This is a genomic window from Acidianus sp. HS-5 (assembly GCF_021655615.1).
Taxonomy (GTDB): domain Archaea; phylum Thermoproteota; class Thermoprotei_A; order Sulfolobales; family Sulfolobaceae; genus Acidianus.
Map to the genome: position 1 here is coordinate 2,279,409 of NZ_AP025245.1, position 16,082 is coordinate 2,295,490.

19 protein-coding genes are annotated in these 16,082 nt (G+C 35.3%); 7 read left to right on the forward strand and 12 right to left on the reverse strand.

Annotation, left to right across the window (positions count from 1 at the left end):
- Positions 1 to 11 precede the first annotated feature (11 nt).
- Genes HS5_RS12585 through HS5_RS12625 form a run of 9 tightly spaced genes read right to left on the reverse strand, consistent with a single transcriptional unit; the run spans position 12 to position 9,191 of the window.
- Positions 12 to 461, reverse strand: a complete 450-nt coding sequence (locus HS5_RS12585) for a hypothetical protein (RefSeq protein WP_236751716.1) — start codon at positions 459 to 461, stop codon at positions 12 to 14.
- A 56-nt stretch (positions 462 to 517) separates the two neighbouring features.
- Entirely contained in the window at positions 518 to 1,486 is a 969-nt protein-coding gene (gene purM, locus HS5_RS12590) for a phosphoribosylformylglycinamidine cyclo-ligase (RefSeq protein WP_236751717.1), read from the reverse strand.
- Positions 1,480 to 2,901, reverse strand: coding sequence for a phosphoribosylamine--glycine ligase (gene purD / locus HS5_RS12595; RefSeq protein ID WP_236751718.1), 1,422 nt, complete (start codon positions 2,899 to 2,901; stop codon positions 1,480 to 1,482). Before purD ends, purM begins: the two co-directional genes overlap by 7 nt.
- 1 nt (position 2,902) lies before the next feature.
- A complete protein-coding gene (locus HS5_RS12600) occupies positions 2,903 to 4,108 on the reverse strand; it encodes an amidophosphoribosyltransferase (protein ID WP_236751719.1) in 1,206 nt (401 codons plus the stop codon).
- A gap of 5 nt (positions 4,109 to 4,113) precedes the next feature.
- Positions 4,114 to 5,463: an amidophosphoribosyltransferase gene (gene purF, locus HS5_RS12605; protein ID WP_236753584.1), complete on the reverse strand. Its 1,350-nt coding sequence runs from the start codon at positions 5,461 to 5,463 to the stop codon at positions 4,114 to 4,116.
- On the reverse strand, positions 5,457 to 7,568 hold the full coding sequence (gene purL / locus HS5_RS12610) for a phosphoribosylformylglycinamidine synthase subunit PurL (RefSeq protein WP_236751720.1): 2,112 nt from the start codon (positions 7,566 to 7,568) through the stop codon (positions 5,457 to 5,459). The genes purF and purL overlap by 7 nt, the downstream gene beginning before the upstream one ends.
- Entirely contained in the window at positions 7,565 to 8,236 is a 672-nt protein-coding gene (purQ, locus tag HS5_RS12615; protein ID WP_236751721.1) for a phosphoribosylformylglycinamidine synthase I, read from the reverse strand. Before purQ ends, purL begins: the two co-directional genes overlap by 4 nt.
- Entirely contained in the window at positions 8,217 to 8,468 is a 252-nt protein-coding gene (locus HS5_RS12620; RefSeq protein ID WP_236753585.1) for a phosphoribosylformylglycinamidine synthase subunit PurS, read from the reverse strand. Before HS5_RS12620 ends, purQ begins: the two co-directional genes overlap by 20 nt.
- Before the next feature lie 15 nt (positions 8,469 to 8,483).
- Positions 8,484 to 9,191: a phosphoribosylaminoimidazolesuccinocarboxamide synthase gene (locus HS5_RS12625; RefSeq protein ID WP_236751722.1), complete on the reverse strand. Its 708-nt coding sequence runs from the start codon at positions 9,189 to 9,191 to the stop codon at positions 8,484 to 8,486.
- A 117-nt stretch (positions 9,192 to 9,308) separates the two neighbouring features.
- Between HS5_RS12625 and metG the strand changes: the two genes are divergently transcribed.
- Both metG and HS5_RS12635 read left to right on the forward strand, forming a co-directional pair.
- A complete protein-coding gene (metG, locus tag HS5_RS12630; protein WP_236751723.1) occupies positions 9,309 to 9,647 on the forward strand; it encodes a methionine--tRNA ligase subunit beta in 339 nt (112 codons plus the stop codon).
- A complete protein-coding gene (locus HS5_RS12635; protein ID WP_236751724.1) occupies positions 9,641 to 10,630 on the forward strand; it encodes a GTPase in 990 nt (329 codons plus the stop codon). Before metG ends, HS5_RS12635 begins: the two co-directional genes overlap by 7 nt.
- On the opposite strand, the gene HS5_RS12640 is transcribed toward HS5_RS12635, so the two are convergent.
- Entirely contained in the window at positions 10,620 to 11,216 is a 597-nt protein-coding gene (locus HS5_RS12640) for a hypothetical protein (protein WP_236751725.1), read from the reverse strand. The genes HS5_RS12635 and HS5_RS12640 overlap by 11 nt on opposite strands.
- A gap of 38 nt (positions 11,217 to 11,254) precedes the next feature.
- Between HS5_RS12640 and HS5_RS12645 the strand changes: the two genes are divergently transcribed.
- The 5 genes from HS5_RS12645 to HS5_RS12665 are packed head-to-tail and all read left to right on the forward strand — an operon-like array spanning position 11,255 to position 14,821.
- A complete protein-coding gene (locus HS5_RS12645; protein WP_236751726.1) occupies positions 11,255 to 11,629 on the forward strand; it encodes a hypothetical protein in 375 nt (124 codons plus the stop codon).
- Positions 11,619 to 12,968, forward strand: coding sequence for an NAD(P)/FAD-dependent oxidoreductase (locus HS5_RS12650; RefSeq protein ID WP_236751727.1), 1,350 nt, complete (start codon positions 11,619 to 11,621; stop codon positions 12,966 to 12,968). The genes HS5_RS12645 and HS5_RS12650 overlap by 11 nt, the downstream gene beginning before the upstream one ends.
- 10 nt (positions 12,969 to 12,978) lie before the next feature.
- Positions 12,979 to 13,284 (forward strand): winged helix-turn-helix domain-containing protein, encoded by a 306-nt coding sequence (locus HS5_RS12655; RefSeq protein ID WP_236751728.1) that lies wholly within the window; start codon positions 12,979 to 12,981, stop codon positions 13,282 to 13,284.
- Between the two features lie 24 nt (positions 13,285 to 13,308).
- The gene (locus HS5_RS12660; protein ID WP_236751729.1) at positions 13,309 to 13,797 is read left to right on the forward strand and encodes a hypothetical protein; all 489 of its coding nucleotides are present in this window, start codon (positions 13,309 to 13,311) and stop codon (positions 13,795 to 13,797) included.
- A gap of 16 nt (positions 13,798 to 13,813) precedes the next feature.
- Positions 13,814 to 14,821, forward strand: coding sequence for a phosphate uptake regulator PhoU (locus HS5_RS12665; protein WP_236751730.1), 1,008 nt, complete (start codon positions 13,814 to 13,816; stop codon positions 14,819 to 14,821).
- Here the strand turns inward: HS5_RS12665 and HS5_RS12670 are convergent.
- Together HS5_RS12670 and HS5_RS12675 are read right to left on the reverse strand one after the other, a co-directional pair.
- On the reverse strand, positions 14,799 to 15,467 hold the full coding sequence (locus HS5_RS12670) for a hypothetical protein (protein WP_236751731.1): 669 nt from the start codon (positions 15,465 to 15,467) through the stop codon (positions 14,799 to 14,801). The two genes, HS5_RS12665 and HS5_RS12670, sit on opposite strands and share 23 nt — an antisense overlap.
- A complete protein-coding gene (locus tag HS5_RS12675; protein WP_236753586.1) occupies positions 15,442 to 16,074 on the reverse strand; it encodes an orotidine 5'-phosphate decarboxylase / HUMPS family protein in 633 nt (210 codons plus the stop codon). Before HS5_RS12675 ends, HS5_RS12670 begins: the two co-directional genes overlap by 26 nt.
- Between the last annotated feature and the right edge of the window lie 8 nt (positions 16,075 to 16,082).

Genomic DNA, 16,082 nt, shown 5'->3' on the forward strand with positions numbered 1-16,082 from the left:
AATGCCTCAGTTTAACTTGCTGATGTAAGTATTACGGCTTTGGCTTTCTTAGCTCTTATCTCATCAAGTTTCTCCATCATACTCTTAATTGCAAGCGTGAGCTGATCTTTATGGTACTTTCTTACATGTTCTTCTGCGTCTTCCCTAGCAACTATTGTATTGCATATTGTGCACGTATAAACTCCGTTCTCATCTCTATTTATAATCGGTTTAACATCAACTGAAATCTGTTTAAGAATAGGAATAATCTTCTTTGCTCTGCACTCACTACCGCTTTTTTCAATAATTCTCTGAGCGTAGCCTCTAAGCTGATGCTTTGATATATTATATCTATGTGCGACTATTGCCGGGCCTTCGCCATTGACGAGGTATTCTTCTAATGCATTTAATAGATAGTCGCTTCCTCCTAATATTTTTAAAGCTACATAATTTATTAAAGATTTCATATCTATTGGTTTCATATACAGTCACCAGACAAAGCATTATGATTTAGAGTTTAAAAGGTATTCATTAAATTCTATAAATAGAGAACAGCGTTCCTATACGTAAAGATTGTTATACCACTACCTTCTGATACTTTTCCAATTTCATAAACTTCGACGAATTTCTGAATATTTTTTATAACATCATCCATATACTCTGGAGAGGTGAAAACAACCATACCTATGCCCATATTAAAAACATTGTACATCTCTTCATGAGAAACACCTGCTTTTTCGATTTCCTTGAAAATGTCCTGAGGCTCGGGCATCCTAAGTTCTAAATGGTAACTAGTTACCCTCTTAAGCTTCGAAAAAGAACCACCAGTTATGTGGGCAGCAGCTTTTATCATATTAAGCACAGAAAGTACGGGCTTAACATAGATCTTTGTTGGTCTCATTATTTCCTCCTTCCAGTCCTCAAAAGAGAGCTTTCCCTCATCTATTAATTTCCGTACTAAAGAATAGCCATTGGAATGAATCCCATTACTTTTCAAGCCAAGTATCACATCCCCAGGCTTAACATCATGTCCATCTTTAATTTCATCAACTGTACCAAGGGCAGTACAAGATAAATCAAAACCGTTTATTACATCCTTCATTATCGCAGTTTCACCTCCAATTATTTCCGCTTCAGACTCTAAAGCACCTTTAATTAACCCACTCATTACGCCTTTTACAACATCGTCCATGGGCTTTTCCATTGCTAGGTAATCAACTAAAGCTAATGGTTTTGCTCCTATGGATACAAGATCGTTGACGTTCATTGCAATGCAATCAATACCTACTGGCTCTATTATTCCAGATTTAAGAGCTAAAAGAGTCTTAGTACCGACGCCATCAGTATGCAGAGCTAATTTCATTCCATTAAAATTTATAACTCCAGAATAATGTCCAGCTCCAAGTAAAACGTTCTTGTAAGTTGATGAAATTTCCTTAGCAATGTAATCGTGAATTTCTTTTACCTTATTTAAGTCAACTCCAGATTTCTTATACTCATTCACCATAGACCACCGTTAGGAGACCAATCTGCAGAAACTCCTAAAATTCCGTGCTTCTCCCTGTTTTTGTAAGAGTATCTAACTATTTCTGCCTTCTCTGTCATCTCTTTAACTGTCCTCCCTATGTCAGTCCTATAAATCATCTTCCTATCACTGGATATATACTTCATGCACATATCAAGCTTCTTGCTTGCCTCTTCAAAATCTCCAAAAGCTACGAGTTCTAAAGCTCTAGAGCCTTGTGCTACAATTTCGTTTCCTTCAAGTGCTACTGAGCCGAAGTACAATATACAACCTTCTTCTCTTAACTTCTGCATGTCTATGAAGAATCTTTGACCTTTTGCTAAGGATTTATTTAAAGGATATCCGTAAGGCGCAATAGCCCTAACTACTGTTGGCTCCTCATTTAATTCAAGTTTTGCCCTTGACAGCTTACCTTCTGCCGTTAGCTCTAAAATTTCGCCAAAGTTCTTTATTCTAGGAATTATTGCGGACGCCTCTGGATCTCCTAGTCTGGAATAATATTCTATAATTGTAGGTCCCCATAAGTCTGTCAACATCATTTGCCCTGAGAGAAATCCTCTATACTTTTCTCCTGTCTCCTTCTCTATAGCTTCTGCAGTCCTTTTAACTATATCAAAGCTTCTCTCGTATTCCTCCTCATTTATAAATGGAAGCAAATTCTTTGAACCAGATATAGAACCCATACCACCAGTTTCTGGACCTATTCCATCTTGGTACGCGTGCTTATAATCCTGAGCTAAGGGAAGAGGAAGGTAAGAATTTCCATCAGTTAGGACATGGAGAGTGTATTCCGGGCCATCTACTCTTTCCTCTATTATGATCTTAATTTCATTATCTGAAACATATTTTCCTATTTCGTCAACGCTCTTACTTAATGCTTGTCTCTTCTCGTTAGATAGATAAGCTTGAATATCAGCTACAACTTTTACTCCCTTTCCTCCAACTTGTTCAGAAGGCTTTATCGCCACAGAACCTCCATAATCCAAGATAAACTTTGCTGCCTCTGCTAAATTTGAGAAAGACTTAAACCTTAACCTACCTGGAATCTCGTACTTCCACATTAGTTGTCTCATCCAAACTTTGGATTTTTCAATCGTCGCATCATTTTCTGTCGGCCCCATTACAGGAATTCTCTCTTCATAAAATGCGTTAGAAACTCCATGAAATAAAGGATCTTCTGGACCTACAACTCCAAAGTCTGGATTAACTTGCTTTATTATCTCTTTAACGAATTCCTTAGACTCTATGTTTCCTACAAAATACTTTCCTCCCGTTCTTTCAACAACGCTTTTTATTCCAGGATTAATGAAGGAAGAGATTGCAAATATTTTATTGTCAGATAATGCCTCAGCTAATGCGTTTTCTCTTGCTCCGTCTCCTATTAAGAGGACTTTCATTTTAAATCACCTTAGGATAGGAATTTAACATACAGCCCAAGCATAACTCCTTAGTACCTATAACCTTGTAAAGACCTTCTATGCTTAGCCAATAAATTGAGTCTGCACCCAGTACTTTTGCTATATCTTCATCATGTAAATTGGCGGCTATTAACTCAGAGGAAGGAGGGACTTCAACACCGTAAGGACAGTAGGAAATCAATTTGGGACTTCCTATGAGAACATGAACTTCCTTAGCTCCCATTTTCCTTAGGCTGAAAATGGTGTTCTTTAAAGTAGTTCCAGTTACCATGGAATCGTCAATTAAAACTACTCTCTTGCCGAAAACCGCTGACTTAATTACATTAAGCTTTAGCTGAACTCCTACTATTTTCATGAAATCGTTTGATGCGAGCATTGTTCTTATAGGACTTCCAGTCCTAGTAAATCCTAAGTCTAAAGGTATTCCAGTAAATCTTGAATAACCAACTGCAAATGGTATAGCAGTATCTGGAACCCCTATTACAGTGTCAGCATTTATAGGTCTTTCCTTTGCAAGTTCTTCTCCTATCTTTATTCTTAGCTCATAAATAGATCTTTCGTTTACGAAACTGTCAATTCTTGCTTGATAAATGTATTCAATTGAACAGTAGCTCTTTTTGGGCTCTTTTAACTTCTTACTTTCTATGTTATATCTATCGAGAATAACTAGCTCTCCTGGATTTATTTCCCTTCTGAAATCTCCTCCTATAACACTCATTGCAGGCATTTCTGATGCAATTATTGCCATATCGAAACCGAAACCACCTATTGCTAAAGGCTTAAGACCGCTCTCATCACGATAAGCTATTATTTTTCCTTCAGATGTAAATGCAACTAAAGAGAATGCTCCTCTTACTTTGCTTATTTCTTCTGGGTTAGAAAGAATTTTTTCGGCAATAGAACTTGGGTTGTCTTTTACAATACCGTCTATTACCATAGCTACTTCATCAAAGACTAAAGGATACTCTTCCTTATTTCCTGTATATCCTATCCCTATCCAGCCTTGATCATTAATTTCTATATCCTCTGGAGGATTTGATGAATGTCCAGAAGATATTTTGTCATTAAGTACTGCATAACCAGATGCTGTATATCCTCTGTGCTGTAATCCCATCAATGAATATTTTAAAAACTTCGAAATATTCCAAATTTTATCGAATGCCAAAATACCTACTATTCCAGCCATTTTTATCACCTGTTGAATACGTTTTCCATAATTTGTAAGGAATAATTCCTCTTGAGAGGATATATTCCCGTAAAGCAGGCTGAACACAAGCTTTCCTTACCTATTGCTTCTTTCATTTCCTTAACTGTTAAGTATTCTATACTATCTGCTCCTAAAATCTTGGAAATTTCCTCTTCTTTCTTATCTGAGGCAATTAGTTCCTTTCTATTAGGGAAATCTATTCCCATATAACAAGGATATCTTATCATTGGAGAACCAACTCTTACGTGAATTTCTTTTGCTCCAGAATTTCTTAATAAAGTAATTATCCTCTTCATAGTATTGCCTCTAACTATAGAATCGTCTATAATGACTATCCTCTTATCCCTTACAGCGTCCTCAACTATTCCGAATTTTTCCTCGAGTACGCTTTTCCTCTTATCGTTAGTAGGCATTATAAAGGATCTCTTGGATACTATAGTCCTTATTAATGCTTCCTCTAAAGGAATATTACTTTCCCTAGAATAGCCTATAGCAATAGGTCTTGAAGACTCAGGAATTGGAACTACAATATCAGCTTTTGCAGGATGATTTCTTGCCAAGATCTCTCCAAGCCTTATCCTAGCCATATAAACAGAGATTCCGTCAATTTTACTGTCGGCTCTTGAGAAGTAAATGTACTCAAATGCACAAGTATGAAAGCTTGTGGAAGGAACTTTTTCGCTCAAGAGTTTACCGTCAGGATTTACTAGAACTATTTCCCCAGGAAGAATATCTTTAATTATCTTTCCTCCTAATTGTTTTATTGCAGAATCTTCAGAAGAGAAAACCATATTTTCATCTATTTTTCCCATTACCAAAGGCCTAAATCCTTTAGGATCTCTAACTGCCAAAACTCTGTTTTTATCGTCTAAAATAACCATGGAATAAGCTCCATCTGCTATATCCATAAAATGCTTTACAGCATCTACTATATCTTTACCTTCCTTAATTTCCTTGCTCAGGAAGTCGAGTATAAATTCAGTGTCTGTCTTGTAGTTTCCAAATTCAAAGTAGTTTGTGATAGTTCCGTTGAAAGCTATTGAAAGTTTATCATTATTCAACGGCTGCGCTTCCTGTAACGTAGTTTTTCCAGTTGTGGAATACCTTACGTGACCTATGCTGAATTTTGACCTAATTTGTAAAACTTCACTTTCATTTAATGCCTCCTCTACAAGACCCAGGCCTTTTACGGTCTTAATTCCTCCTTCTGTATAAGATATACCCGCAGATTCTTGACCCCTATGTTGCAATAATTTAAGTCCTTCATAAGTGTATTTTACTGACCTATCTCCTATAGTCGCAAATATTCCACAATGCTCTTTTATTTTCATAATCTCTCCTCCAAATAATTGTTATATACCTCAATCTCTTTTGAGAGATTGTAACTATTAGAGTCAATATAAATTTCAGATCCTTTTGAAACCTTACCTATTATTTTGGCAATTGTCCCTTTTTTCTCTGCAAACTTGATAAAGAACTGAGCGTCACTTGTCAAAACTATGAATCTTCCACCGTTCTCGGAGAACAGCTTCGAATAAATGTCTTCAGCAGTGTTAATAGCTTCTGTGGAAATCGAGACTGAATAGCCTTTAGTTATTATGCTCCATAATGCTCCTATTAATCCTCCTTTCGAGACATCTTTTGCGTAAGTTACTTTATCCTCATGTATTCCTTGAGTTAATATTTCGCTAGATATTAAATCTTCAGAAAGCCTGGCTTTAGGTAACTTACCATATTTCCCAAAGATCTTTGTAAAGAGTGATGACCTCATTTCGTCTCTAGTAATTCCTATAAGAACTATATCTAGACCTTCTTCTATAGAAGGTCTAAAGTACTTGTCAGTAATTCCAGCCATGACTATTAAAGGCGTAGGCTTTATTTCCTCGCCTTTACTGTTCTCGTTATAGAACGAAACTTTGCCGCCTACTATTGGAATATTGAAAAATTTTGCAGCCTCTGAAATTCCTCTTATTGTATTTACGAATTTTGCGTAAACTTTAGGTTTTTTAGGATCGCCAAATTGTAAATGGTCTACTGCTGCAATTCCTTTAGCTCCTACAGTTGCTAAATTCCTGTAAGCTTCAGCAAAGATTTCCTTTCCGCATTCGTAAGAATCTTCATTACAAAGATCAGGATTAGCGTCCCCTTTTATTGCTAAGAATTTTCCATTAGGAAGAAGTAATAACGAGGAGTCAGCTTCTCCAGGTTTTATAACAGTAGAAGTTCCTACTTCGTAGTCGAATTGTGAATAAGCCCATTCTTTGTTTACTAATTCTTCTGAAGTAACTATACTCCTTATCGCGTCCTCTATTCTCACTGTAGGTTTTTCGTTAATTTTTTCTCCTTCATTTTCATTAATGTTCCAAACATAAATTGGAGGAGAAAGCAATAGGGAAGAAGGAAGAGAAACTACTTCCTTTCCTTCATAAAGGAATTTAATATTTGGATCTTCCGTAATTTCTCCAATTACTGAACAAGGATATTCATAATATTCAAAAGCTTTACACACATCCTCTACGCTCTCTTCTCTTACTGCATAAAGCATTCTCTCTTGAGTTTCTGAAATTATAATATCCTCAGGCCTCATTCCTTTAACTCTAAGAGGAACTTTATCTAGGTTTACTACTGCACCTAATCCATTTGCCATTTCTGTAACAGCTACAGCTAAACCTCCTCCGCCAAGATCCTTAATTGCCTCTACCTTATCAGCAATCTCTAGCGTTACGTCAAGTATTATTTTACCAGCAAACGGATCAGCTATTTGAACTGCTCCTATTTCATCTTCCCCGCTAAGTTTTCTAGAAGCAAAAGATGCTCCTCCTAATCCATCTATTCCAGTCAATCCAGCTAAGACCAGCTTTAGTCCAGGTTTTTTAACTATACTGGATACAATCTTATCTTTCTTAACTATTCCTACACATGCTACGTCAACTAAAGGATTATCAGTATACGAATCATCAAAGGAAAGTTCTCCTCCTATAACTGGAACTCCTATGCTGTTACCGTAAAAACCTATACCGCTTATTATACCTTTTAATAGCCATCTATTTCTTTCATGTCTTAAACTTCCTACTCTTATCATGTCCAGCAAGGCTATAGGTCTTGCTCCTTTGCTTATTATGTCCCTGATTATTCCTCCAACTCCTGTAGCCGCACCGTTAAAAGGATCAATTGCTGAAGGATGATTATGACTTTCGACCTTCATCACAATTGCGTAACCATCACCTATGTCAACAGCTCCAGCGTCCTGCCAGTCTTCTATACCCATAACGACGTTAGGTCCTTCACTCGGTAAACTCCTCAAGAATACTTTAGACGATTTATAAGAGCAATGTTCAGACCATAACGCGTCTATTACTTTCAATTCTTCCTCTTTTGGTTCTCTCTTTAGTTCTTTCTTAATTAATTCTAACTCATAAGAGGAAAGCGATATTGTCATTTTCTCAATCCCCTCAGGAGTAATAAGCCATCAGTTTGAGAATATGGATCTGTTAACTTGAACGACGCTCTCTCTGGATGTGGCATTAAGCCTATAACATTTCCTTCTTCATTACTTATACCAGCAATATTCAAAATAGAACCGTTAGGATTTACTTCCTCTTTTACGTTTCCTCCTTCATCAGAATATTTGAATGCTGCAAGCTTTTCTGCCTCTTCTGGGTTATCTAAATAATACCTACCCTCTGCATGAGCTATCGGCATTCTTAGTACTTTCTTCTCCAAGCCTTTAGTAATTGCAGTATCAAACCTTACAATTCTAACGTAGACCCACTTACTTATGAATCTCATTTTCAAATTAGGTAATAATGCACCCTTCAATAGACCACTCTCAACTAATATTTGGAACCCATTGCATATTCCAACCACAATTTTACCTTCGTCGGCCATTTCCTTAACATTTTTCATAGTCTCAGTATTTGCAGCAATACTGCCTGCCCTAAGGTAATCTCCAAAGCTAAAGCCACCAGGGATAACCACTGCGTCAAACTTGTCTGGATCGAAGTCCTTATAGCCTATTATATTGGACTCCACACGAGCTTCTCTTAAAGCCTTTAAAACGTCAGTTTCACATGTTGTTCCAGGGAATTTAATTACTGCCGTTTTCAATTTTCTCTGCCCTTATAATAATTTTATGAACAATAGGATTGTATAGCCTATCTTCATAAGCTATCTTTTTCACGAGATCTATCGCTTCTGATTCTTCCTTAGCGTCAACGTTAAAACTTAGATATTTTCCTGCCTTTACTTCCTTAACCTTATCAGTAACTTTACTTATTATATAATTCTTAATTGTCTCTCCTTCTGGATCTCTTATTCCTTCTTTGTTAATGATTATCAGTTCGACTCTGAACGTTTATACCACCTTTTCTAATTTAGAGAGGAATTCCTCGTAAGATTCCTTTACTGTTTTTAGATCGTAACCTTTCCTGTAAAGATCTTTATCCAATATCCTTCCAGTCTTAGGATCCCTTATTCTCATTGAGTCTAAAGTTATCTCGTCTCCTACAATTAGATCATCGCCTAGCCTTCCAAACTCCAATTTAAAATCGTAAAGTTCTAATCCAGTTTTTCTTACTGCGTCGCGTAAAACTTCGTTAGCTCTTATCATTATGCCTTCAATAACTTCTGCTTCTTTCCTATTCATTAATTTGAAATATTCTAAGTGATAATAATTAAGCATTGGATCGTGCCTACTATCGTCCTTTAGGAAGTATTCTATTATTGGCGGATCGAAAATTTCTCCCTCTTTTATAGGTAATCTTTTCACTATACTCCCCGTAGCGATGTTCCTCAAAACTACCTCGACTGGAATCATTTTCAGTTTTTTAGCTATCATGGTCCTCTCATCGTACATGCCCACATAATGGGTTTTTATACCGTTCCTTTCAAGAAGCCTGAAGAGTAAAGCTGAAGTTTGGGCATTTATTACTCCTTTGTTTTCCATAGTATCTACTTTAGCCCCATCTCCAGCAGTTATGGTATCCTTAAACTTAAGGAGAACGTGATCAGAATCATAAGAAAAAACTTGTTTAGTCTTACCTTCCCCTATGAGTGTCTCCATATAGCTAATTTACACGACCAGTATAAAAACTCTTCTACAATTATCTTTTATATTTACTTACTTAAGTAAATAACATAGAAGAATAAAGTTAAAAGTTACACGGAACACTTGAAACTCATGGAGATTTCGATAGACGATTTTTCAAAAGTTGAATTGAAAGTAGGCTTAGTTAAATCTGCAGAAAGAATTGAAGGAACTAGATTACTTAAATTGATGATAGATTTAGGAAATGAAGAGAGACAAATAATTTCAGGAATTGCTGAATATTATACACCAGAACAGTTAGTAGGCAAGAGAGTTATAGTAATAACTAACTTGAAGCCTAGGATTATAAGAGGCTTTGAAAGCCAGGGAATGATATTGGCAGCTGGTTGTAAAGAAGATGAAGATAAAGGAATTAAACCTACGTTGTTAACAGTAGACGGAGACGCACCTCCAGGAACAAGAATATGCTAAACCCTTTTGAGAAATTAAATTGTCCTCCTAAAGCTGAAGATTTAATAAAAATAGTTTTAGGAAGATTGCCTAAAATTTCTGGAAATAGTGTTAAAGACAGGGAAATAAGAAGATTAATGTATTATGATGATCAAGTGAAGAGGTATTTAAATTTTGTAAATTCTTTTCCCAGAATAGAGGATCTGCATCCGTTTTATAAGGAAGCACTAGAAATAACTGCAGGCAAAAACATTGACGATCTAAAAATCTGTTTATCAATTATCAGTAGAACGACTTCAACGGCTTCTTTAATCTTAAAAAAGTATATTACCGAGATTAAAAGGTCTGACGAAAGTATTGCAAATAAGTTAATGAGACAAGCTTTTGGTAGAGTCTCTTCATTGTTAAGAAAAAGGAAGGATTGCATAGACTGGATTATTGACATCACAAAGACAATGAAGAAAATGAAGAGCATTGATCCAGAAATTCCCACAGTAATAATTTCCGGATCTCCTAACGTAGGCAAATCTACTTTAGTTAGTAAAATTTCTTCCGCAAAGCCAGAGATTGCGAATTATCCTTTCACTACAAAGGAAATTCACGTAGGACATTTTGATTTGAATGGAATTAAAGTTCAAGTTATTGACACGCCCGGGATATTAGATAGACCAATGAAGGAAAGAAATCAAATAGAGAGGAAAGCTATTAATGCAATAAAAAACTTAAAAGGACTGATAGTTTTTTTATTTGATATCTCTCAACAATCATTATATTCACCTAAGGAGCAATTTGATTTGCTTAAAGAAATTATGGAATTCAATAAGAATATAATTATAACTTTAAACAAGATTGATTCTAAGGATGAAAAAATATATGAAGAAGTAAATAAAATACTAAAAGAGAATAATCTTAGCTTTATGGAAATCAGTGCTGAGAATAATATTGGCCTTGATACACTAAAGATCGAAATTACTAAGAGAGTCCTTGAAATAGTTAGGCAGTGACTTTAGGCTTTAAAGAATCCTCAACTAATCTTTGCAATTCCCATAGTTTATCTTTACCTTTCTTTAATACTTCGTTTGCCACATTTACTAAACTCTTAATCTGATCATCTCCAATTTTTTGTTCAGAACTTTCCCTAAGTATTTGAACCAACTTTATTCCAGTTTTCAGCTCAACTAAAATTCCCTTTTTATTAACTGTAAGTATACCGGAATGTTTAAACCCAGTACTTCTAGCTATTTTTATTATATCCCACGCTTCATCCCAATCCTTAGTATAAACATGAAGAATTGGACCTTGAGAGACTAGCCATAGTCTGTAAACCTGCGATTTCTCCAAGATATTTTTTACATCCTCTTCTGTGATGCCAAAATGGTTCTTAAATATTATTGTTGAGCTCTTTCTTATCCACGGTAAATACGAATCTATAATTGTTATCCTCCCACTGCAGCTACTATAAGTGAAACTCTTCTCTCTCTTAAAAAACGCCATTAACACGTCATAAATATCTGGGTCTAAATATCCTATCTCCTTATCCCTTATCATTCTATCGTATGCTTTCTTCTTCCAAAGTTCCCAGTCATCCATTCCAGAATTTTATATACCCAGTCGGTTTATAAAGCATTGTGAGGCTTTCCGAAATAGTAACTAAGTTTAAATTAAGTGAAGAAAGCGAAATAGAAGTTGACAGTATAGAATTTGAAGAAATGGAAGTTGATATAGGCACTAGGGTACTTTTAGCTAAAGGAAAGAGGAGAAGAATAGTAGACCTTGGAATACTTTCAATAATATATAAAAACTGCAATAAGGAATTCGTTAAAGATTATCTTGATCTCACACACTCGTTAGAGTATGTCCACAAGAAGTACGGAGTTTACACTGAATTAGAGTATTTATCTTTGAATTGTGAAAACTTCGTAAAAGATAAAGACGTTTTAGCAACATTAAGGGAACTCAAAGCCTATATACTTTCTAGAGAAAATAAACAGCATGGACTTTGATGTAATCGTATTAGGCGGAGGAGTAGGAGGATATTCTGCAGCATTAAGATCTGCAGAACTGGGAAAGAGAGTAGCAATAATAGAAAAAGACGAAATAGGAGGAGAATGCATAAATAGAGCGTGCATTCCTTCTAAAACTTTAATAGACGCTGTAAAAATTCTTAATAAAATAAGGAAGGCAAACTGGATAAAAGCTTCAGCAATGCTAAATTATGAAGAGCTCTCTAAGTTTAAGGATACAATAATTACCAGCGTTAAAAGCAAAATGATTAAGAACCTGGAAAATAGATCAATAACAATAATAAAAGGAAAAGGAGAAATAAAAAGAGAAGGAGAAGTTGAAGTAAACGGGAAAACTTATACTGCAGATAAGTTTGTTATCGCAACTGGTTCTTCTCCAATATCCCTACCAGCATTTCCGCTTAATGGAAGAAACGTTTTAGACCCTTGGACTGCAATGAATTTGCCTTCTTTGCCTGAAAAGATAATAATAGTAGGAGGAGGAGTCGCAGGAGTGGAATTAGCTACATTGTTTAGAGCTATGAATAAAGATATCACCATCCTAGAATTAATGCCTCAACTTTTACCAGGATTTGATAAGGATATCGCTAGTGAAACAAAAAAGAGACTTGAAGAAAGAGGAATAAAAATTTACTTACAAGCTAACTCTAAAATAGTAGAAAACGGGGATGAGGTAGTTTTTGACGTATCTTTACCTTCATCCAGTGAAAAAGTTTCTGGAGATTTAGCCGTGATAACTATAGGAAGAAAGCCAAATACTGAAGGCTTGAATTTGCAAGCAGCAAAGGTTAATGTAGACAAGAGGGGTTACATTATAGTTAATGAAAAAGCCGAAACTTCAAATCCTAAGTATTATGCTGTAGGAGACGTTGCGGGAATGCCTTTATCTGCAACAAAAGCTTGGAAGCAGGGTATGGTCGCTGGAGATAACATAGGCGGAATTCCTTCCATTATGCCTAAGTATTCCCCGATTTCAATATTTGCGGATTTAGAAATAGGTAGCGTAGGTAAAACTTTAGATGATTTAAAAAAGGATAACGTTGAAGGAAAGGAAATTATTGTAAACATGGAGGATATTCCTAGAGCTTGGACTTTAAACGAGACCGAAGGCTTTCTAAAGCTAGTAATCTCTGGTAATAGAATAGTAGGTGCCCATATGGTAGGTGAAGGAGCTACTGAGGTAATAAATACTTTATCTTTAGCACTTGAGGCAGGACTTACTGTAGACGATCTTTACAAGGTTCTCTTCTCTCACCCAACGATAACGGAGATAATTTCTGAAGCGATACAAAGACTAAAATATGGAGAAATATATTAACGTTCTCTAGATGAGCGAAAGAGAAAGGAAGGAAGTCAAGAAGCTTTTCAAGTTTCTATTTTTTACTTCTAGAGGAGGTATCACAAGATTAAAGATTATTAAGCTCTTAGAGGATTCTTCTCTTAACGCCAATCAAATTTCTACATTATTAAAAATGGATTATAAGACAATTATACATCATCTTGAAGTTCTGACTCAAAACGGAATAATTATAAAGAACAACGAAAAGTATGGTGCAGCGTACCGCTTAACTTCCTTCTATTATAGATTTAAGGACGTGATTGAAGAACTAGAAAAAGAGGCTAAACTCTCTTAAATTTTATTCCTCAATATGTCATTCATGAGGAAAAAGAGAGACATTGCTGAAGTTCTTACGGATATTAGGATAGCAAGAAATAGACTAAGGATTATGAGATCTAAAATCGAAGGAAGACTTGTTCAACGAGTGCCTTCCTACTCTACAGTTTTAACTAAAGAATATCTGAAGGAGGCAGAGCAACTTAAAAGGATTTCCGAATTTCTTGATACTTTAGATGTAATATTGGAACTTATAGAAATAAAACTGGAAACTATAATCTATATAGGCTATATAGTCAATGATGCACCTGCGGTAATAGAAGCTTTAAGAGAAATAAGAAAGAACGGAGAATTCTTAGGTCCAGAACTTTCCGCATTAATTGATGATATATACAGCGGGTTCTATAGTTCTATAAATGTTCCTAACGAGATAAAAGTAAACGCCCCTGAAGATGCTAAAAAGATTTTAGATGAAGCAAAAGTTATAGCGAAATATAGGAGTACTAGGAAAAATATAGATATAAATACTTAAGCTATATAGTTATTATATGCCAAGTGGTGTTACCAGAAAGATCCAGCTGACTGGTGGATCTACATATATAATTTCATTGCCTAAAAGTTGGGTCAAGCAACTCTCATTAAACCCCGGAGATGAAGTTGAAATTTTTCAGGATAATAACTTAAGGCTAATTCTATCTCCTAAGGAGAAAGAAGGAGAAAACAAAGTAAACAAAGCTACAATAAGTTGTGAAAACGCTACTCCTTCCTTTGCAGTAAGGGAGTTCATTGCATACTATATGGCAGGATATGATACTGTATCCTTTATCTGTAGTAGACTTAAGGCCGAGGATAGAACCATAATAAAGGACATGATTAGAAAAAGACTTCTAGGCTCTGAAGTTATAGAAGAAGATTCTAACGGTATAACAGTACAGTTTTTAGTTAACGAGAAAGATTTACCTATATCTAAAGCAATTAGTAGAGCAGCATCAATTGCGCAAAACATGGTTAAGGACTCAATCGAGGCTTTAAAAAATAAAGATGAGGAAATAGCAAAAGAAATTCTTGAGAGAGATGACGAAGTTGATAGATTCTACTTTTATGTTTCCAGACAGTTAACATTAAGCGTATCATCCTTTGAAATCTTAGAAGATGAAGGGTATAACATTACACAACTTGTCGATATTCACTCTGCAATAAAATCTATAGAGAGAATAGCAGATCATGCAAGTAGAATAGCAAGTTTAATTCCAGAAGTTAAAGATTCTGATACATTAAAGCCAGTGGAAATTGGAGAAAAATCTTTAGAACTTTTTAGGGACTCAGTTGAGGCTTTTATAAATGAAAGAAGGGATATAGCAAATAAGATTCTTGAAAGAGATACAGAACTTGCAAATTTACATAAGCAAATTTCTTCTGAAATACTTAACAGTGATATAAAGCATAAGTCCGCACTTTTGCTTGTTTCGGACTCGTTTAGGAGGATAAGCAGATATTCAATCGACCTAGCAGAAACTACCATAAATATTATAGCTAAGAAAATAACGGACTTCTAAACACAATGTTTTCAGAATTAAAAGCCATGTAGTCTTCTTTTAGTTCTTCAAAAGTTTTAGCTTTCTTAACTTTCTTTTGAAGCTTTTTCAATTCCTGTTGATCTTCAGGCGTATAAGGTCCTATCCTTAAAAAGTAAGAAATACACTCATTATTCATCACGGCTATAATTACATACCCTTTTATGAATAAGGAATCTGCAGTATCTATATCTGCAGCAGAAAATACGCAAATGCCTGGATGAGTATGAACTGAAGCTATGCCCACTGGCATCGGCATTGTTACTTTATCTATATCTCCCTCAAATATTACATATTCCCCTGATTCTAGAATAAAATTAATATATTCTATTTGAGTTTTCATTGTTTCTTCAGCATAAGGAGCCATTACTTTAACAAGAAATTCCATATATAGTTCCTTAATTTTTTCATATAATTCCCTATAATCGTGAGGAGCCTCTCCTTCCTTGACTAGCTCATAATCGTCAAGTCCTTCGCTCTTATGTTTAACATAAATGAAATTAAAATCGGTAGTAGGGGGATAACCGAGTATTTCGTGAGCATCTTCGGCAGTAGTAAGCAAATCGTAAAGCTTTGATAACTTTAACGAAATTTCATTTTTACTAATAACTTGTTTTTTTACACTCATTAATTTTCTCCTCTTGTATCTTAAATATTTCCTTTACAGTACTCTCAAGATCTGAAGAAGTATATATTATTCTTCCAATTATTTCATAATCTGCCCCGTTACATAGAGCGTCTCCTATTTTACCGCCTTGCGCACCAACACCGGGAGAAATAATTACCTTGTCTGGAAAATCCTTCCTCACTTTCCTGAGAACCTCAATTTTTGTAGCAGGAGCAACAATGCCATAAGGGTTTAGGTTTTTAATAACTTCTCTTATATAAGGGTATAACTCATCGTTCCAGCCTTTATGGCTCATTGAGGACAATAAGTATAATTTCTTTCTTTCTTCGTCTAGAAAATCCTTGAGTTCTCCTAATGCTCCTTTTATTCCTATAAAGGAGTGGGCTATGAAGGAATCGGCAAAATTCAATTGTTTAACTATGCTTATCATTGTATTATCTATATCTGCAAGCTTTAGATCCATTATAACCTCATCAACCTTAATTCCTCTTAATATTTCCTTAACTCCTTCTACACCTTTCCTTAACAATAAAGGATAACCTATCTTTATACCGTATAAATATTCACTTACCTTTACCAGAGCTTCTATAGGAACTTCTTCATCCATAGAAAAAA